The following is a 20,518-nucleotide window of genomic DNA, read 5'->3' as shown; positions in this document are numbered from 1 at the left end:
ATACTTACTATACCAAAAACACAACATGAATAAATTTCTAATATTAATAGTCCTCTTTACAAGTTTTAACTGTTTCTCGCAAGTTGAAATTAAAGGAAAAATTATCGATCAGACTACCAACCAACCAATTGAATTTGCAGAAGTTGTACTGACAGTCACAGCAAGTGATGTTTCCATCGGAACCATTACAAATGCGGAAGGTGCTTTTACACTCGCAGCTAACTCAGGTATAAGCTACAGACTCCAAGTATTTTATGTTGGGAAAGAATTATATTCAAAAGAAATTACTATAGAAAAAGCTGTTGATTTAGGTGATATAAAAGTACAAAACTCACAAGAATTAACAGAAGTCATCATTACAGCACAAAAGAAACTCATTGAACGTAAAATAGACCGATTGGTGTTTAATGTAGAAAACTCTACCAAATCTTCCGAAGGAGATGCGCTAGAAGTACTGCGTGTAACACCTGGTGTACGCGTTCAAAACAACAATATCAATATGATAGGAAAAGGCGGTGTGCAAGTAATGGTAAATGATAAAATTATTCAACTAGGCGGAGAAGAATTAGCCAACTTTCTAAAAGGAATATCTTCTGAGAATATCAAAAACATAGAAGTCATTACTACACCACCTGCAAAATATGACGCTGCTGGAAATAGTGGATTAATCAATATAGTATTGCGCAAAGCAAAAGCAGATTCGTGGAATGCACAAGTACAATCTATTTACTTACAAAGACACAGTCCTACAGGTATTTTTGGAACAAGTTTTAACTTCAATAAAAATAAATTTAGTCTAGCAACTTCGTTAAATTACAGAAAAGAACAATATTATCAAGAACAAGACGATTATGCACATTTTCCTGATGGACTTTGGTATACATACTCTCCATTCAAAGCAGAAAATGAAGCACTATCAGGAAGAGTTGATCTTACCTATCAAGTCAATCCAAACTGGTCCATTGGAACACAATATTTATACAATACGTCTAATTTAGATGTGTCTGATGCGCCAATCACACCTGTATTCGACTATCAAACTAATGACATCATTCGTTCGTTAGCATCGGAAGGAACTACTGATCAAAATCCAGAATTACACTCTTTAAACGTAAACAGTGAAATAAAATTAGATACGTTGGGTAGAAAGATCACAATGAATTTAGATTATTTTACCTATTACAATCCGGATGAAAAAACATACAATGGAACGCAAATAATTCAAAACCCATTTTCAGAACAATTTTTTAGAGGAATCAATACTAACGAGCAAGACTTAGACAACTGGTCAGGAAGTATCGATGTCCAAATGCCAATGAAATGGGCTAATGTAGAATTTGGAGGGAAACTAACACGATCCATGTCCGATAATGCCATTTCGTTCTTCAACAGTGGTTTAGTAGACAGTCCTGTAACAAACTTGCCTATTCAAGCAAATGACTTTAACTACAATGAAAATATTCAAGCAGTATACATTTCGGCAAACAAAAGACTGAGCAAACGATTGGTTGTAAAGGTTGGACTGCGATACGAAGCCACACAAACAAACTCACGATCGATCAACTTAGGACTAAATGTCGATAACGATTACAACAAACTATTTCCAACGGTATATTTTTCATACCAAGCAAACGATAAATCAAATTTTGCGTTGAGTTACAGCAAGCGAATTCAACGACCAAATTTCGTGCAACTCAATCCAAACATCTACTTTATCAATCCGTTTCAAACCATAGAAGGAAATGCTTTTTTACAACCTTCATTTGTAGACAATATTGAATTTGTACACACCTATAAAAACTTCATTACAAAACTATATTACGGACAAGAAGAAAATTCGTTTGGGCAAGTTCCACTACCAAATTCTAATACCAATATCATTCGTTTTACCAACGAAAACTATATAGATTCATGGAGAATTGGATTCTCTGAAAACTACACCTTTAACAAAATAAAATGGTGGTACAGTAACAATAGTTTTGATGTCAATTATTTAAAATCAGAATTCAACCTGCCAGAACCACAAGACGATCAAGAAGGACTAAATGCGCGTATTGCTACATACAACGACATCCGATTAAACGAAAACAGAACCTTAGTTTTAGGTGTCAATTATTGGTATGATTTTCCTGGTGTCAATGGAATTTTTGATACCAAATCGGCAAGTTCACTAACACTCGCTATTCATTGGTTCTTGATGAATAAAAAATTACACCTAACATTTCGAGGAAATGATATTTTCAAATCAGCTGCTGAGCGAACTACAACCACAGTAAACGGCGTATTTCAACGTGCGCGATATTATTATGACAATAGAGCCTTTCAATTCTCTATCAGTTACCGATTTGGAAACAACAACATAAAAGCCAAAAAGCACCAAACAGGAAACGCTGACGAAAGAGGTCGTACAGGAAATTAAGTACACCATATCTTAACATAACCAACAAAAGTGGTACATCTTCGTGTACACACTATCTGCTGCAACACATTATCCGATTCAATCAAATGGAAGCCTTATTAACAAAATTAAAAGACTTGCGTATATCTGTACGTTTAAAAGAAGGAAAACTAGATGTCAAAGCTCCCAAAGGAGTCATGAATCTAGAATTACTGTCTGAAATCAAAGAAAACAAACCAGCAATCATTGATTTTCTGAGTTCACAAGCATTAGACGAACAACAAACGGAAGCAATTCCGCAAGTTCCACTTTCGTCTGATGGATACAAACTATCTTCCTCACAATATCGTTTGTGGATGATCAGTCAATTTGCTCATATTGGTACAGCGTACAACATGAACAGTGCCTTTGAAATAAAAGGAAATTTAGACATAGCTGCATTGCAAAAAGCATTCAACGCATTGCTAAAACGTCATGAAATCTTACGAACTGTTTTTAAGCGAAATAGTTTGGGTGATGTAAAGCAATTTGTACTAGCGGAAAACGAATACAACTTCGCTATAAAAACGCTCAATATCAGTAAAGAAGATGCGGTTGAAACTGTACTAAAAGAAAACTTGGAAGAAGATCTAAACCACAATTTTGATCTTGAAAACGATATTTTACTAAAAGTTAGCGTATTTCAGAAAAGTGAAACGACATGCGTATTGAGTATTACCATTCATCATATTATCAGTGATGGTTGGTCTACAGAAATTATGGTTAATGAACTCTTCCATCTCTACCAAGCAATCGTAAACAATACAACTCCAACACTAGCGCCATTATCAATACAATACAAAGATTATGCTGCTTGGCAACGCAGACAGCTATCAACAAAATCTATGTTGAAAGCACAACGATACTGGCAAGAAAAATTTAACACGGCTGCACCAACGTTGGACTTGCAGTCTAACGGATTGGTTCGACCTAAAGTAAGAACCTTCAAAGGAAACAGTCTTAAACATATTTTTAATGACGAATTAATCACGGAATTTAAAGCTTACTGCGAATCGCAAGGTGCAACAATATTCATGGGATTATTAGCAGCATTAAAAGTACTAGTACATAAATACACGGATGATGAAGATATTGTCATCGGAACGCCAGTTGCAGGAAGAAGTCAATACGAATTGCAAAATCAATTAGGATTGTACATCAATACGTTGGCTTTGCGAACCACTTTTAAAAAGGAAGACAGCTTTGAAACTTTTCTGAAACAAATACAAAAAAATACCATTGAAGCGCACGAATATCAGGAATTTCCTTTTGATCAATTGGTAAAATCATTATTCATACGCCGTGAAAATCGTCATCCTTTATTTGATGTTATGATGATTTACCAAAATGAAGAACAAAGTAAATTTGACGAAGCGTTTACATTAGGAAACATTACACTAAAAGAAATCTTTCCAATTCCTGTAGAAACAAGCAAATTTGATTTGGAAATATCGGTTATCAAAAGTAAAAAAGGCGCACGTGCTACGTTTACCTACAATACAGATATTCATCGACACGACTTTGTAAAATCAATTGGAATTCATTTGGAAAACTTGCTGGCAGCGATCTTAAAAAATCCTTCAAAAAGTATATATGAATATCAAATTCTTTCAGAACGAGAAAAAGAGTTTGTTCTAAAAGAAAATAATCAAACAGCAACGCCGATAGCAGCAACTACGTTTCTCGAAATATTTCAAGAACAAGTAAAAATTTACGAAGACAAAGTTGCTGTAGAAGACGAAAAAGAAAGCTATACATATGAAGAATTAGAGAGCGTTTCAGAAGCTGTAAAGCAACGAATACTCAACATTACAGAAGGCAGAAAAATTGCCGTCGGAATCATGGTAGAACGCTCGGCATCTTTATTACCAATTCTATTAGGCGTTCTAAAATCAGGATGTACCTACATTCCAATAGATGCATCTTTACCAACAGAACGTATTCAGCATATTGTAGATCATAGTCAGGTAGAATTTGTAATTACCAACGTCAACAAAGTACAAGAAATTTCAGCATTAGAAATCTTACATGCGGACGCCATTATAAAACCATTAGCAAAGGACACTTTTGTAAAAAATATTGAGGTTTCCATCGCAGGTTCTGATGCAGCATATATAATTTACACATCAGGATCTACAGGAAAACCAAAAGGTGTAGAAATCAGTCACGGTGCCTTACTCAACTTCTTAACGAGCATTGCTAAAAAACCAGGTGTGACTGCTGACGACATTGTATTTGCTGTAACAACGTATTCGTTCGATATTTCAATCTTAGAATTCTTTACAGGATTAATTGTAGGTGCCAAAGTATATGTAGCAAGTAAAAATTTATTGATAGATGCAGGCAAAATAATTGAAAAATTAGACACATATCAACCAACAATTATACAAGCAACACCAAGTTTTTATCAAATGTTATTTGAGTTTGGTTGGAAAGGAAATTCAGGATTAAAAGTATTTTGTGGTGGAGATGCTTTAGCGCCATCTTTAGCCGAAAAACTAATTGAAAATACTGCGGAGTTATGGAACATGTACGGACCAACGGAAACAACTATTTGGTCAAGTATTCATAAAATAGAACATCCAAAAGACGCTTCAAACATCGGATATCCAATTGCCAACACGCAATTATATGTGCTTGGAAAACAGTTAGAGCCAAAACCAATTCATACAGTAGGAACGCTTTATATTGGAGGAAAAGGATTGGCAAACGGATATTACAAAGCTCCAGAAATAACGGAAGCTCGTTTCATTACCTCGCCATTTAATGCGCATGAAAAAATATACAATACAGGCGATTTAGTACGTAGAAACGCCGATGGAAGTTTGCTCTTTCTAGGAAGAGAAGACTATCAAGTAAAAATTAGAGGTTACCGTATTGAACTTGGAGATATTGAAGCAAATATTATCAAATATAAAGAAGCTATCTCGCAAGTAGTTGTCGTTGCCAATGAAGAAGAAAATGCAAAAGCATTGGTGGCGTATTATGTAGCCAGCGAAGAAATTGACAAAAAAGCATTGGTAAAGCATCTTAAAGAAAAACTGCCGCAATACATGATTCCGAATCATTTTGTCGCTATCGAAATCATGCCATTAACTCCAAACGGGAAAATTGATAGAAAACGCTTGCCAAAAGTAGGCGCGGACGATATTATAAAAAGCACCTATGTAGCACCAGAAACAGATACGGAAAAATACATTGCAAAAATATGGCGTGAAGAATTAAAAGTAGAAAAAATAGGCGTCTTAGATAACTTCTTCGAGCTTGGCGGACACAGCTTATTCATTGTGAAAATTATTAACAATATCAATGTCGAATTGGACAAAGTAGTATCGTTTGACATGTTTTTTGCAAATCAAGACATTCGTTCTTTATCGGCGACAATTGACGCTATTCCAAAAGAAACCAGAGAAATCAAAATACCAAAATCGACACACAAAGGTCCTTATTTTGATGTTTCTCGTTCGCAATACCGATTGTGGGTTACTTCGCAATTAGGCGGAACAAAAGCATTCAATATTCCGTTGGTGTTTGATATCGAAGGCGATTACGATCCAGATATTTACCATATCGTATTAAAAAATCTTGTAAAACGACACGATTCATTGCGTACGAGTTTCAAAATGAACGAAAACAATCAAGTACAACAATACGTAACTCCGTATGAAGATTTTGACATCAAATTTAAAAATTACACAACTTTAACATCGTTAGCAGAAGCGAAAAGAATAATCACGGAAGTTGTTAATGATGAATTCGATTTGGCAAACGGTCCATTACTAAAAGCTGGAACAATAAAAATTGGCGAAAATAAATACTCAGCATATCTCATCATACATCACTTAGTAATTGATGGTTGGTCTATGGAAATCGTTTTTCAAGAAATTATTCAACACTTCAATGCATTGCTCCAAACAGGAAAACTGGCAGATTTTGAACCTTTGGAAATTCAGTACACAGACTATTCTCAATATCTACAAGACAATACGGAAACCGTTATCAAAAAAGAAAAAGATTTCTGGAATGCGGTATTTAAAAATCAAAGTCCTTACCTAAGATTACCATTCGAGCGTGAAAGAAGACCGTTAAAGAAAACATACAACGGCGATTTCATTGGAATGCAAATCGATAAAGAAAACACTACGTTACTAAAAGAATTATGTGCTTCAAACGGAGCAACGAATTTTGCAGGATTGATGGCAATTTTCAAAATATTACTGTGGAAATATACCAACGAAAACGACCTAACAATCGGAATTCCAATCTCAGGAAGAATCAACAGTCAGCTAGAACCACAAGTAGGATTATATTTAAACACATTGCCAGTTCGATCTAGTTTTGATGAAAATCAAACATTCTTAGACATCATCAAAAATGAAAACGAACGTTTGGTAAGTTACTATGACAATCAATTGTATCATATTGATGATTTAATCAATGACTTAGACATCAAAACACCGCAAGGAAGATCGCCATTATTTGATATTTTAATGGTATTCCAAAACCAAGCAACCTTAAACATCTTTAACAATTTCCATACGGTTGAATCGGATTTCAACATTAAATTATGGAATGATATTGAAGTAAATCATGCCCAATTTGATATTTCGGTTGCCTTTACGGAAAGCAAATATGATAAAGACAGAGGAATTTATGCGTCTATTTCGTTTAACACAGATGTATACGAATACGATCATATAGCGCGCTTATTGGACGATTATAAATATCTAATTTCACAAGCGTTGCGTTACAAAAACATGAGCATTTCTGAATTCTTTGAAAAAACATCGTACACGTTCATTAACGATGAAGAAATAATATTCAAGATAGATGATACGGCTAGTTTGGAAGACGAAGTAAATTTAGCCGCAGAAGCGATTCCTGAAAATGCAGATCTCAAGGAAAAATTACACAAAATCATTGCAAAACATTTAGATGTAGAAATTACGTATGACAATGATTATTTTGCTTCTGGAGGAAGTTCACTTGGAGCAATTCAAATTGTAAATGAACTAAATGCGGCATTAGGAAAACGCTACAATATCATTGAATTTTATCAACATCCTTCGGTAAATACCTTGCACAATTTTATAGTTCAAAAAACAGAAGTAAACGAAGAAAAACGCCAAGACGACAATCTTTTAATGACGTTACATCATACTTCAGAAGAAGTGCCAAATGTAGTATTCTTTCCACCAGTATTTGGCGAAGGAATCATCTTTAATCCGTTGACAACGCACATCAAAGATGAATTCAATTCATATGCTTTCAATGTTCCGCCATTAGACGATGCGCAAAACACTATGGAATTATTGGTAAACTCCATGGTAAAAAATATTGAGCAACAAGTACATACAAACAATCCAGTATACTTTGTCGGTTACTCTATAGGTGTCAATTATGCGTATGAAGTAGCTAAAAAAATGGAGAACGTATTTCCTGAAATAAAGTTACTATTAATTGATAGAGGTGCTTTGGTACATGAAAAAGCCCGAATTACAGGACGATTGATCAAAAGAATACTCAAAGAGCAAATGCCGCTCATAAAAAGCTTAGGACTTTCCGAAGCAGAAACGGAGCGTTTGCAAACTCAAATCAGACAATCACTAGAACGTTTAGAAAACTATGAAGTAACGGGCAGTATTTCTTCGCCAATATATGCGCTAGAAGCTGAAGGCAACGGATTTAGTGATTACATGCAAGAATGGAGCAAACATACGAGTCTATTTATGGGAGTTCAGAAACTAAAAGGCACACACTTAGAAGCGCTAAATGCTCCCAACGATACCGTAATTACAGATCAATTAAAAGCAGCTATCTCAAATCTTGAATTAAAATAAACTCATCACTAAAAACCTATAGCTAAAGGAAAACGCTTACTAGCATCATACATCTATGAAACCAAAAGCATATATAAAACATCTAGACTATTTAATTGCAGAAAACGAATTTGTATTTGAAAGTGATATTACCGACAATAGCATTTTTAAAGATTCTATGTATGAAGACAAAGCTTCATTTCTAAAATTTGCAGCCAATCAACTGGGGGGAATGACCTCAATTCGCATGGAAAAAAATCGCACCATGGAAGAAATGGTAGAAGAACTATTAGACAAAAACCTAGATGACGGAAACATCATTCCAGAAGCTATTGACCATATTATCATTGCTACCGATTTTAGTGATCGTTTGCTAGATTTTGGACATTACGTACAGTACGAATTTGAAATGCCAGACGCCGATGTCACACGAATTTCCGAAAACTACTGTGCTAACATTGACAAAGCTTTAGGACTTGCGGCTACGTTGGTACAAACGGACGCTGATAAAGAAAAAAATGTATTGATCATTTGTGGCACAAAATACGAACCAAATACGGATGAACGACTCATTGCAAACTATGCCGTTATGGGCGATGGCGTCGGAATAATTCTAGTCTCTAACAATGCTGAAGATGCAGTACTAAGTTTCAGAAACCAACAAACAATTACCAAAGGTGTGCTGCATGCCAGAAATGTAGACGAAGACAATGCCATCTTACACTTTCAATCGTATACCGAATGTTTGGATAAACTATTTGAAGATGACGCGGAGATTACAAAAGATGATATTGACGGTATTGTATTACACAATTCAAATCTTATGTTACTAGAACAAGTATTTGGTGCTTATGAAATTGATATTACCAAAATAGACAAAACCAACCAAGGTAAATACGGACATTTAGGAACGGCAGATTTTGTGGTCAATCTTAAAACACATGTTGAAAATACTAAAGACAGTAACCGCATCTTACTATTAAATCTAGGCGCTAATGGCACTTATGTAGGTACTATACTAGAAAGAGTCTAACACAACCTTACATAAATTTTAAAATTACTTTAATACGAGCTCAACAATGGAAAAGCAAACTATGGCAACGGTACTTTCCTATGGACTCCAAAATAGTCCTCAAAAAATAGCTGTCAATGACGGAAGTACACAATATTCATACAAAGATTTAGAAACAAGATCAGATCATTTAGCGGCACTATTACAAAATCGTTATGGCATCAGAAAAGGCGATCGTGTATTGGTCATCGCAGACAAAGCGAGTGAAATCATTGTTGTCATGATCGGAATTTGGAAAACGGGAGCCATCTATGTTCCTGTCGATAAAGAAGATGGAATTTTAAGAGCCAAATATATTTCCGATCTTATAGAACCAAAACTATTCATTTCTACGAAACGTTCTCTAGAACGCTTTGATGAACTTATAAAAGACGCACCTTCTTTAAATTATGATGAAGTAACAAACATTCAAAGACTCACTGATGATGCTTATAAAAAAGTAGCAATCGCTGGAGAAGATGCATCCGTTATTTTGCACACTTCAGGATCTACAGGGAAACCAAAAGGCGCTATATTATCACACAGCAGTATCATTGAATACTTCAAAGCACACAATGAACACATTCAATTTACAGCGAAAAGCAGAATTATAAACTACGGACCATTTCATTTCGATATCAGTCTACAAGATACGTTTATGCCATTGTATTTTGGTGCTAGTGTGTATCTATTCAGAGGAATGTTTATCTCTCCAATAATCATCAATCTGATAAAAGAAGAAAAAATAACACATCTAATTGCCATCGCTTCTGTACTTTCATTAATTGCTGGAAAAAGAGAGCAAATAGAACAACTAAAAGATTCTTCCTTAGAATTCTGTCAAGCAGGTGGCGAAATTTGTGATGTAAAAATTTTCAATGCTTGGGCAGAATTAATGCCACACATACGTTTGTACAATGCTTACGGACCTGTAGAATGCAATTCTATCTGTTCGGTATACAGAATTCACAAACCAGATTACAACAGAAAAAAACCGTTTTCTTTTGGCAAACCCTTAAAAGGATCAAAAGCAATCTTACTTGATGAAGATCAAAACGTCATTACCGAAAGTGAAACCAAAGGCGTATTGGCAATTGCTGGACCGCAACTTATGAATGGGTATTGGAAAAAACCAGCATTAACAGCACAAGTATTTTACTATCACAATGATGAAAAATACTATATCACAGGTGATTTAGCAAAACGTGATGATGATGGCAATTACTACTTTGAAGGCAGACGTGATAAAGAAGTAAAAATTCTAGGAAAACGCATCAATCTAAATGAAATACGCAACAGTCTCTTTAAAATTGATGGCATAGATTACGCCATTGTAGATACTGTACAATTAGAAGCAGAACGTCAAATATATGCGTATGCGTATGTATCGCCAAAAAATGAAATTTCGTATGATGACATCTTAGAACATTTACGAAGCAATTTACCTTACTACATGGTGCCAAAATACCTATGTGTTTCTAACAACATTGCCAAAACAAGTACAAATAAAGTAGACGAGCGTACCATATCAAATGCGCTTTCTAACAAAATAAAAGAAGCTGCTGAAACCTTTGAGCTTACCTACTAAGTTTCCAAAAACGAACAGCATTAACACCTTACGACCTTATGGAATCAATACAGAAAAACTTAGAAGAAACAATTGTATCACTGCTTTCGAAGAATGCGAACATTACAGCAGATCAAGGCGATATGTACAATGTAGAATTCAAATCGATGGGATTAAGTTCTTTAGACATCATTAAAATGTTTATCGATTTGGAAAAAGCTGGATTCATAAAACTATCCGCACTAGGAAATAACGAACCGCCTCGAACGGTAAATGAAATGATACACATGTGCAACGAACTAAATTGAATTTAAAAAATACATTTTACATAACAACCAATACCAATTCATACTACACACTCTTTCTCCCTAACGTACGCTTTTTGCAATTATAATTACTACTGTTTAATAAAAAAACTATTCATAAAACTTATTACACCATACACTGAAATTTTAATATGAGTCGGCTATTACCTACCAAAAATAGTGTATTCAAAAATTACACCTACGATGAAAACAGTTTCCAAAAAGCAAGTTATATATTCACAGAATGTTATAACAATTACCGATCAACTAAAAGAACAGCTCAAGCTCGAACTGCTACAAAACAAATATTCTCCGTATGAAAATATTGAAGAATTCCTAAAAGCATCATTAGACACGTTTAGGAAATTTTTACCGACAAATGTGTACCAAGAAATAATAGCACTTAAAAAAGATTTAGATTCTTTGGGATATTTAATCATAAGAAACTTGCCTAGCGATAGTGACTTATGTGGTACGCCAAAAAATGTACAAGAAATACATACCAACAAAAACACCTTTATCAGTGAAGGATGCATCACAGGAATTAGTCAACTATTTGGAGAAATATATGGGTATAAAAATGAAAAAGATGGACGACTTATTCACAACATCATTCCCAAAGAAGGCAAAGAAACAGCACTTTCCAATGAAGGATTTGGAAAAATATTAGAATTGCACAACGAAGACATACATTTATATCCGTACTCACCTACATACTTGGCGTTGTACTGTTTGCGAAAAGACAGAGAAGAAAATGCAAAAACATATGTATTATCTATCAACAAAATCAATGAAATTTTACCCGACGATTTAAAGAAAATGCTCAGTGAAGAATTGTACTATATAGAATCTCCAGAATCGTTTGGAGAAGGTTCGCGCTCTTCAGGACTATTACCCGTATTAAAAGGTTCTGAAACAGCACCACAAATTATAGCCGAATTTAACGATATGCGTGGTATTACCAGAGAATCTCGAAAGGCGTTAGAAGAATTCAAAAAAATATGCTACAACTCAGAGTTTTTAAATGAAATTAGCTTGTCTTTAGGCGATTATATCATCATGGATAATCGGAAAGTATTGCACGGTCGTAGTTGTTTTACACCTTACTTTGATGGCGAAGATCGTTGGTGTCAACGCGTATTTGTCAAAGCTGGCGACTTATGGGATTGGCGTGAACTATTTCAAAAACCAAGAGTCTTAAACTTATAACAATAACTTTTACCTGACAACATGATCATAGATAACTTAGATCAACTCAAAAAACTAGCTCCCAAATGTGTCATGCTCTTTTCTGGCGGATTGGATAGTTCGTATTTTTTACTCTGGGCAACACAAAACAATATTGACGTAGTGCCAGTTTACACACACTTAGGACCTGCAAAATGTCCAACGATTGACGATTTTCCAATGGTAATTGCCTTAGGTCAGCAACTTATTATTGATGACATGACCGAACGTTTGGCAACCGACTTTATCACGCAAGGAATCAAAGCAACCACATACTATCAAGAATTATTTCCAGTATGCTCCACCTTTAGTCGTCCGTTGATAGCCAAAAGAGCTATTGAAATTGCACATGAACATGGAGCAACTTGTGTTGTACATTCGGCAGGATTTCATCAAAATAGTGGCGCACGATTCAACAACTCGGTAAACTATTTAGATGCGTCTATCATGATTGGAACACCATTTTTAAAAAGCGATCTCTCAAGAGAAGAAAAAATGGAATACCTCAATCAACACGGTTTTAAAAAGAAATCTCAAATCTACAGCATTGATGAAAATATTTGGGGAAGAGTCATAGAAAACGGAGAACTAGACGATTTTAGCTTTCCAGTTCCCGAACATGTTTTTGGTTGGACAAACCATGCAGCACTTCAAACAACACCGCACGACTGCACCTTAACATTTGAAGAAGGAATTCCAGTAGCTTACAACGGCGAACGTAAAACTTTGGTACAACTGCTTGCTATACTCAATGAAATAGGTGGAAAATACAATATTGGACGGTACAACAATTTAGAAGATACATCTTTGGTATTAAAAAATCATGAAGTACGTGAAGCTCCAGCCGCAGAAATATTGCACATAGCTAAAAAAACACTCGAACAATCCATCTTTACAAAACCTGAAATTCAAGTCAAAAAATATCTAGACAACCAATGGATTGATTTAGCAGTCGCTGGTTTTTGGTTTTCTCCACTCAAACTCAGTATTGACGCATTTATGAATTCGCTCAACAAAAAAATAAATGGAGAAGTACATGTACGATTGTACCAAGGAAGACCATTTATATCGGGAGTAAAATCAGAAAGTGTGTTAGATTTTCATGGAGCTTCCGAAACAGCTAAAGAACAGATTCACAATATTTCCTACAAAGAACTTTTTGAAGTTACGCAAAGCATGTTAAAATAAGTTGGAAATACGTTTTTCAATTAAGGAAATATTACTTAAGTTTAATAAGAATTTATAACCGATCACATAAAACCAATGGAGACAACAAAAGAGAAAATAGTTGGATATTTTGACCAAGCCAACGCAACCTACGAAGGTATTACTCACGAACCTGCAGGAAGCGCTGAAGAATATCACAATACACTCGGAACTCGTTATGAACAACAAGCAAAAGCACTATTTGTACGCTACAAAAAAACAGGAGAAAAAGGCTTCGTAGTTGTAGCTCTGCAAGCTCAAAAACGTGCCGATTTGAGCATTATCAAAAATTTAATGCAAGCAAAAGAAGTAAAACTAGCAAACAAAGATCAGCTAAAAGAAGTCACAGGATGCAATTTTGGTGAATTGCCACCGTTGGGCAAACTATTTGGACTCAAACTTTTTATGGATAAAGATTTAGTAGAAGAAGATAAAATTTACTTCAATGCAGGCGATTTATCGTTTTCAATTGCCATCTCGCCCGACGAAATTATACGCTTAGAAACACCTGAAATATTTTAAATATTTTATCAAATTATCAAATAAAAAAATATAAAAGTCAAGGTATCATCACATCACTACAATTGTATACAAGCATCTTTCCCTAAACAATACGATACCTTTCCTAAAAAATTATAGAAAAATAACTATCGCTACAAACAATGATTTCTAGCGATAGTTATCTCACACACAAAAGCAGATAGTATACATACCTATTTGCTACAGACACAGACACCATACATATTAAATTCTATAGACACAGACACCATTTCTAATGGAATACAACATGCATTCTAATACGCATGATGCAGAATCATATTACTTATTAACAACAGTAAGTCTACTTACAAATTACCATTTAAATTATGCAAATTTCTCAGCAACAACGAATTGATGCTCTTTTTAGAGAAGTAGCTATTAAATTTCCTGACAAGGTTGCTATAACGACAGGGAATGAACAGCTAACGTACAAAGAGTTAAATGATTACTCGGATACGATCTGTAATCATATTATAAAAAACAAACTAAGTACAGCAACGTATATTGGTGTTTGCTTTAAAAAAAGTGCCAATGCTATTATACACATTTTAGGAATCTTGAAAGCAGGATATGCTTACGTTCCTATTGATCCATTATATCCTTCCGAACGGATCAACTATATCATAGAAGATAGTCAACTAAATGTAATTTTTTCAGACACTGAAACTGCGCTTGATGCTGCCATTCAAAATGTCAATATTGAAAAAGTAGATTACAAAGCAACTCACAATCACATTCCAGTTTCAACAGAAAATCGTTCAGAAGATGCATATGTAATTTATACTTCAGGAACCACGGGAAAACCAAAAGGTGTGGTAATTCAGCATCAAAATGTAATGCGACTTTTTAGTGAAACAGAAAAACACTTTCACTTCTCAGAAAAGGATACTTGGACCTTATTCCACTCATTATCATTCGATTTCTCTGTCTGGGAAGTATTTGGCGCTTTGCTTCATGGTGGCGAATTGGTCGTTGTACCATTCAATATCAGTAGAAATCCGCGTATGTTCTTAAACTTAGTCAAAGAAAAAGGAATCACCATACTCAATCAGACACCAACAGCTTTTTCAAACCTTATACGTGAAGAAAAAAATGAAAACGAAAAAATTACGTCGCTACGTTGTGTGATTTTCGGAGGAGAAAAATTGGATATCAATCTATTAAAACCTTGGGTAAACCGATATCCACTCTCAACGATAGCGCTCATCAATATGTACGGAATTACCGAAACTACAGTACACGTTACGTATAGAGAAATTACCAATGAAGATTTCAATACGCCAGAGCTAAGTCCAATAGGATTGCCAATTACCGATTTAGACATACATCTACTAGATGAAAATGATGCTGTTGTAAACGAAGAAGGAACAATTGCAGAAATGTATATCTCAGGAGCTGGATTGGCGAAAGAATACCTAAACAAACCAGCTTTAACAGAAGAACGTTTCTTAACCAAAACAATTGCAGGAAAAAAATGCAGACTCTACAAAACTGGTGATGAAGCATATTTTGCAAATGGCGAATATTTTTATGTAGGACGAAATGACAATCAAGTACAACTAAACGGATTTAGAATTGAACTTGATGAAATTATTTCAGTTTCCTTACAACATCCAAAAGTGCTAAAATCAGTAGTATTGGTAAAAAAAATATCGGGAAGTCAAGAAGGTTTGTACAACTATCTCTTAACAAGTTCAAAGCTCAGTACAGCTGAAAAACAAGAACTATCAAAACAAGTATTTACAAACTTGCGCGCCAACTTACCAAACTATATGATTCCTTTTGAAAATATAGTTTGCGACGAATTTCCGCTTACAGCAAATGGAAAATTAGACCTGAAAGCGTTGAGCGCAATTGATACAAATACTGCCAGCGATGCGGTAGCGCCACCAGTACAAACTTCTGTAGCAAGCTTGTGGAAAGAAATAGTACAAACAGAAACCATTGAAGAACATGCAGACTTTTTCGACATTGGCGGCACATCACTATCGTTAATTCAACTCTTAAAAAAGACCAAAGAAACATTCGGAATTTCGGTAAACACGTCAAAATTTATTGACGGACTCACATTTGCATCTTTTGTAGCAGAAATAAAAGCACTTACAGAAAAAGACGAAACAGAAGTTGTGGTTGAAAATCTCTGGAAGCAAGTCTTACAAACTGACAACATTGCCAAAGAAGAAGACTTTTTTGACATCGGTGGCACCTCATTATCGTTAATTCAACTCTTAAAAAAGACGAAAGAAACATTCGGAATTTCAGTAAACACATCAAAATTTATTGACGGACTCACATTTGCATCTTTTGTAGCAGAAATAAAAGCACTTACAGAAAAAGACGAAACAGAAGTTGTGGTTGAAAATCTCTGGAAGCAAGTCTTACAAACTGACAACATTGCCAAAGAAGAAGACTTTTTTGACATCGGTGGCACCTCATTATCGTTAATTCAACTCTTAAAAAAGACGAAAGAAACATTCGGAATTTCAGTAAACACATCAAAATTTATTGACGGACTCACTTTTGCATCTTTTGTAGCAGAAATAAAAGCACTTACAGAAAAAGACGAAACAGAAGTTGTGGTTGAAAATCTCTGGAAGGAAGTTTTGCAAACCGACAACATTGCCAAAGAAGAAGACTTTTTTGACATGGGCGGCACCTCATTATCGCTAATTCAACTCTTAAAAAAGACCAAAGAAACATTTGGAATTTCGGTAAACACATCAAAATTTATTGACGGACTCACGTTTGCATCTTTTGTAGCAGAAATAAAAGCACTTACAGCAAAAGATGAAACAGAAGTTACGGTTGAAAATCTCTGGAAGGAAGTTTTACAAACTGATAACATTGCCAAAGAAGAAGACTTTTTTGATATGGGAGGCACCTCATTATCGCTAATTCAACTCTTAAAAAAGACCAAAGAAACATTTGGGATTTCGGTAAATACGTCAAAATTTATTGACGGACTTACACTTACATCTTTTGTAGCAGAAATAAAAAATCATACCCAAAAGAAAGACCTAAAAACCAATATTGTAGACCTTTGGAAAGAAGTATTGCAAACAGAAACCATTGATGCACATGCAGACTTTTTTGATATTGGCGGTACATCACTGTCACTCATACAACTCATTGCTAAAGTGAAAGAACGTTACGGTATTGCATTGAGTACTTCAAGTTTTGCAGAAGGTATTTCTATTGAAAGTTTCCACGCAGAACTACAATCGCAATTACATGCAAAAGAGCAGTCAGCTAAAATTGCAATGCTTTGGAAAGACATTCTAAATATTGAAAAAGTTCCTGAAAATGTAGATTTCTTTGATCTTGGCGGCACCTCACTCTCGTTAATTCAGTTGATCAAAAAGACACAAGATGAATTTGGAGTAAAAATCAATACAAGTGATTTTGCAGAAGGTATCTCGTTCCATCTTTTTGTAAAAAAACTACAGGATTACAAAAAAGAACAAAAAGTACACCACGAAATTAATCTTATGTGGGAACATGTTCTTGGAAAAAACAATATCGGAAACCATGATGATTTTTTTGATATTGGCGGAACTTCATTGTCACTCATTCAACTCATAAAACAAGTAAAAGATGTATATGGAATCAGTCTCAACACCAGTCAGTTTACAGAAGGATTGACCAAATCATCTTTTGCCAAAGCTATAATTAACCAAAACTTGAATATTAAACAAAAAATCAAAAGCTAAATTATTTTAACATGGAAAACACCAAAAAAAGAAAGTTTGCTTTAACAGAAGAGCAAATCAAAGATTTTAGAAAAAACGGATATGCTGGACCTTTTACCTTATATGAGCCAGAAGAAATAAAAAATATTTGGAAGCGTGAACGTCTCAAAATGCTCGATAGAAGTAAAGCAGTATACACAGATGACAACTCCATCTCTGGAGGAACTAACATTGCAAACTATGATCGTCACTTAGACAATGAATTTTTGGCAAATCATGTATGTCGTCCAGAAATTGTAAACAAACTAAATGATGTATTCGGAGAAAATGTAGTGTGCTGGCGAAGCGAGTTCTTTCCAAAATATCCAGGCGATGAAGGAACAGACTGGCACCAAGCAGACACCTTTGAAAACGCAAGTGGAGAGCCACAAATATTATGGCCAGATTTAGATGGTTTTGGAGGAACATTAACAGTTTGGACTGCATTTACAGACACAGATATTGATACGGCTTGCTTGCAATTTATTCCTGGAACACACGAAGAAATGTTCTACGATGAATCGAAAGAAATGGAATACGATCCAGAAGCAAACAACAATCTTGAAAAAGATGGAGAAAAAAGAGGATTTTTTGGATACGACTATAGAAATCTTCAAAAAGATCCAAGCTGGAAACCAGACGAGTCAAAAGCGGTTTCTATGAAAATGAAAGCTGGACAATTTATCATTTTCTGGTCAACATTAATGCACGCATCGCATCGTCATGAAGGAAAAACAAACAACATGCGTTTAGGATACGTTTCTCGTTATGTGCCATCTATTGTAAACATTTATCCAGGACTGGACGAAGTAATTGAATATGGAGGAAAAATCTCTTTAGAAAATTACGGAGTTGTGGTTGTATCTGGAGAAAATACAAACGAATCAAATAAAATGAGAACTGAAACAACTACAGGAATTCCTTTTGAAGAAATCGTAAAAGGAGTGCAAGTATAATTTTTAATCACACACCACAGAAAAAGCTATTTGCAATACCAAAAGCAGCTTAGCAAATAGCTTTTTCTTACTTACTTTTCACAAAAGCAATAAAGTCACAACACAAATGAACGTACTCTCATTACAAGAAAAATTTGAAGGATTTACCGAACATTGGAATCCATATATCATTGGCGAATTGAACAATCAATATGTAAAAGTTGCCAAATTTAAAGGAGAATTTTGCTGGCATAGTCACGAACATGAAGATGAACTTTTTTATGTGTTGGAAGGCACACTCATTATCAAATTGCGCGATAAAGATTTAGTACTCAATGCTGGAAATATGGCCATTATTCCAAAAGGCGTAGAACACTGTCCTGTGACAAAAAATAACGAAGAAGTCAAAGTACTGCTATTTGAGCCAAAAATGACGGTAAACACAGGAGAAGAAGAAAACACGCTGACAATGGTACCTGATTGGATCTAACAACAAACACATACTCATTCAAAAAAACAAATACATTGGAACAACAAACACCACTCAATATAGATATGGAAAAAGTAACCGCAATTCATGCGTTACAAACGGCTATATTAGGTATAAAACCTATTGTTGAATATACACAAACCTCATTTACAATAGTACAAAGAGATCTTGCTGGTTTCAATGAAACAATGCGCGAAATTATCAAATGGAATGGTATTGAAAATTATATTTCCTTGGTAGCAACATCATATGAATCCTTGTCGTTTTATGAAAAAATGGCGCACATTACCATTACAGATTGTATTGAAAAAAGCAATACCACGTTTGAAGCCAATGCAGAAGAAATCAATTACATATTAAATGATCATATTGCTACAAAAGTTACCAAACATACGATAATAAGTTTTGACAACACATCACTTCCTGTATACACTTATGGCGATGAAAAAAAACCTACCATTTTGTTGGTATTGCCATGTGGAATGCCGTGGGTTATTGGACAAGCTTGGATGCAATTTTTAGGGGAAAATTACCATGTAATTACTTGGGAAACGCGCAACTTATTCACAGAAGTAACGCCAAATATTACCAACTTTGATGTCAAAGCACAATCGGAAGATATGGTAGCAATTGTTCGTCATTTTGACAAAGAAAATGTACATATTTTTGGAATGTGCGGCGGCGCAATTCTTACCATGCAAAGCCTAACGTCGTATCCATCGCTATTTACATCGGCTAGTGTTTGGCATGGCGATTACAATTGGCGAGACAATAGCATCTTAACCATTCATCAAAAAAATATAAAATCTACAATGATGATGGCATATGGTAGCTTGGAAGAAGCAGAAGGCATTCGCGAACTCATTTGTACACCAAGAACCATTAAAACCTTAGCGCCACATTTGGGTTGTATTATGATGTATCCGTTTATTGATGACAAGCTACTTTATACCTATTCTAAAATCAACGAGAATATTATGGCGTATGACAGTAACATGGTTGCCGATGACATTCAACAAAAAGTATTAGTCGTAACAAGCGAAGAAGATACAACGGCACATCCAGGCGGTTCACTACGCTTAAATGAACGTTTAAAACACAAAGTATTTTATCAGCGTAAAAAAGGAGATCATGCTTCCTTATTTGATGCGCCAAAAGAGCTACAGCAGGTATTTGCTGATTTTATAGAAACGGTTGCCTAAAGTAGAAACTC

At 34.9% G+C, this 20,518-nt stretch carries 12 protein-coding genes; all 12 read left to right on the top strand.

What is annotated here, in order from left to right:
- Positions 1-25 precede the first annotated feature (25 nt).
- The gene (locus AA089_RS00415; protein ID WP_046754925.1) at positions 26-2,419 is read left to right on the top strand and encodes a TonB-dependent receptor domain-containing protein; all 2,394 of its coding nucleotides are present in this window, start codon (positions 26-28) and stop codon (positions 2,417-2,419) included.
- A gap of 86 nt (positions 2,420-2,505) precedes the next feature.
- Positions 2,506-8,277, top strand: a complete 5,772-nt coding sequence (locus AA089_RS00410) for a non-ribosomal peptide synthetase (protein WP_046754924.1) — start codon at positions 2,506-2,508, stop codon at positions 8,275-8,277.
- A gap of 55 nt (positions 8,278-8,332) precedes the next feature.
- On the top strand, positions 8,333-9,289 hold the full coding sequence (locus tag AA089_RS00405; protein ID WP_046754923.1) for a 3-oxoacyl-[acyl-carrier-protein] synthase III C-terminal domain-containing protein: 957 nt from the start codon (positions 8,333-8,335) through the stop codon (positions 9,287-9,289).
- A gap of 46 nt (positions 9,290-9,335) precedes the next feature.
- Positions 9,336-10,895, top strand: a complete 1,560-nt coding sequence (locus AA089_RS00400; RefSeq protein ID WP_046754922.1) for an AMP-binding protein — start codon at positions 9,336-9,338, stop codon at positions 10,893-10,895.
- 38 nt (positions 10,896-10,933) lie between these two features.
- Entirely contained in the window at positions 10,934-11,182 is a 249-nt protein-coding gene (locus AA089_RS00395) for a hypothetical protein (protein ID WP_046754921.1), read from the top strand.
- A gap of 201 nt (positions 11,183-11,383) precedes the next feature.
- Entirely contained in the window at positions 11,384-12,388 is a 1,005-nt protein-coding gene (locus AA089_RS00390; protein ID WP_046754920.1) for a TauD/TfdA family dioxygenase, read from the top strand.
- 21 nt (positions 12,389-12,409) lie between these two features.
- On the top strand, positions 12,410-13,594 hold the full coding sequence (locus AA089_RS00385; protein WP_046754919.1) for an argininosuccinate synthase domain-containing protein: 1,185 nt from the start codon (positions 12,410-12,412) through the stop codon (positions 13,592-13,594).
- 75 nt (positions 13,595-13,669) lie between these two features.
- On the top strand, positions 13,670-14,134 hold the full coding sequence (locus tag AA089_RS00380; protein ID WP_053002143.1) for a YbaK/EbsC family protein: 465 nt from the start codon (positions 13,670-13,672) through the stop codon (positions 14,132-14,134).
- A 344-nt stretch (positions 14,135-14,478) separates the two neighbouring features.
- On the top strand, positions 14,479-17,862 hold the full coding sequence (locus AA089_RS23390; RefSeq protein ID WP_053002142.1) for a non-ribosomal peptide synthetase: 3,384 nt from the start codon (positions 14,479-14,481) through the stop codon (positions 17,860-17,862).
- Positions 17,863-17,873: 11 nt separating this feature from the next.
- Entirely contained in the window at positions 17,874-18,836 is a 963-nt protein-coding gene (locus AA089_RS00370) for a chlorinating enzyme (protein WP_046754918.1), read from the top strand.
- A 106-nt stretch (positions 18,837-18,942) separates the two neighbouring features.
- Positions 18,943-19,305 (top strand): cupin domain-containing protein, encoded by a 363-nt coding sequence (locus tag AA089_RS00365; RefSeq protein ID WP_046754917.1) that lies wholly within the window; start codon positions 18,943-18,945, stop codon positions 19,303-19,305.
- A gap of 35 nt (positions 19,306-19,340) precedes the next feature.
- Positions 19,341-20,507 carry an alpha/beta hydrolase family protein gene (locus tag AA089_RS00360; protein WP_156168842.1) on the top strand — a complete coding sequence of 389 codons (1,167 nt, stop codon included), beginning with the start codon at positions 19,341-19,343 and terminating at the stop codon, positions 20,505-20,507.
- The last annotated feature ends 11 nt before the right edge of the window (positions 20,508-20,518 follow it).

Origin of the sequence: Kordia jejudonensis (assembly GCF_001005315.1) — a bacterium.
GTDB classification, from domain to species: domain Bacteria; phylum Bacteroidota; class Bacteroidia; order Flavobacteriales; family Flavobacteriaceae; genus Kordia; species Kordia jejudonensis.
This window is presented reverse-complemented; position numbering and strand designations above follow the sequence as displayed.

What these genes read in the sequence shown, in the direction of transcription:
- AA089_RS00415 (WP_046754925.1), top strand. Translation starts at nt 26, where the DNA reads ATGAATAAATTTCTAATATTAATAGTCCTCTTTACAAGTTTTAACTGT.
- AA089_RS00410 (WP_046754924.1), top strand. Translation starts at nt 2,506, where the DNA reads ATGGAAGCCTTATTAACAAAATTAAAAGACTTGCGTATATCTGTACGT.
- AA089_RS00405 (WP_046754923.1), top strand. Translation starts at nt 8,333, where the DNA reads ATGAAACCAAAAGCATATATAAAACATCTAGACTATTTAATTGCAGAA.
- AA089_RS00400 (WP_046754922.1), top strand. Translation starts at nt 9,336, where the DNA reads ATGGAAAAGCAAACTATGGCAACGGTACTTTCCTATGGACTCCAAAAT.
- AA089_RS00395 (WP_046754921.1), top strand. Translation starts at nt 10,934, where the DNA reads ATGGAATCAATACAGAAAAACTTAGAAGAAACAATTGTATCACTGCTT.
- AA089_RS00390 (WP_046754920.1), top strand. Translation starts at nt 11,384, where the DNA reads ATGAAAACAGTTTCCAAAAAGCAAGTTATATATTCACAGAATGTTATA.
- AA089_RS00385 (WP_046754919.1), top strand. Translation starts at nt 12,410, where the DNA reads ATGATCATAGATAACTTAGATCAACTCAAAAAACTAGCTCCCAAATGT.
- AA089_RS00380 (WP_053002143.1), top strand. Translation starts at nt 13,670, where the DNA reads ATGGAGACAACAAAAGAGAAAATAGTTGGATATTTTGACCAAGCCAAC.
- AA089_RS23390 (WP_053002142.1), top strand. Translation starts at nt 14,479, where the DNA reads ATGCAAATTTCTCAGCAACAACGAATTGATGCTCTTTTTAGAGAAGTA.
- AA089_RS00370 (WP_046754918.1), top strand. Translation starts at nt 17,874, where the DNA reads ATGGAAAACACCAAAAAAAGAAAGTTTGCTTTAACAGAAGAGCAAATC.
- AA089_RS00365 (WP_046754917.1), top strand. Translation starts at nt 18,943, where the DNA reads ATGAACGTACTCTCATTACAAGAAAAATTTGAAGGATTTACCGAACAT.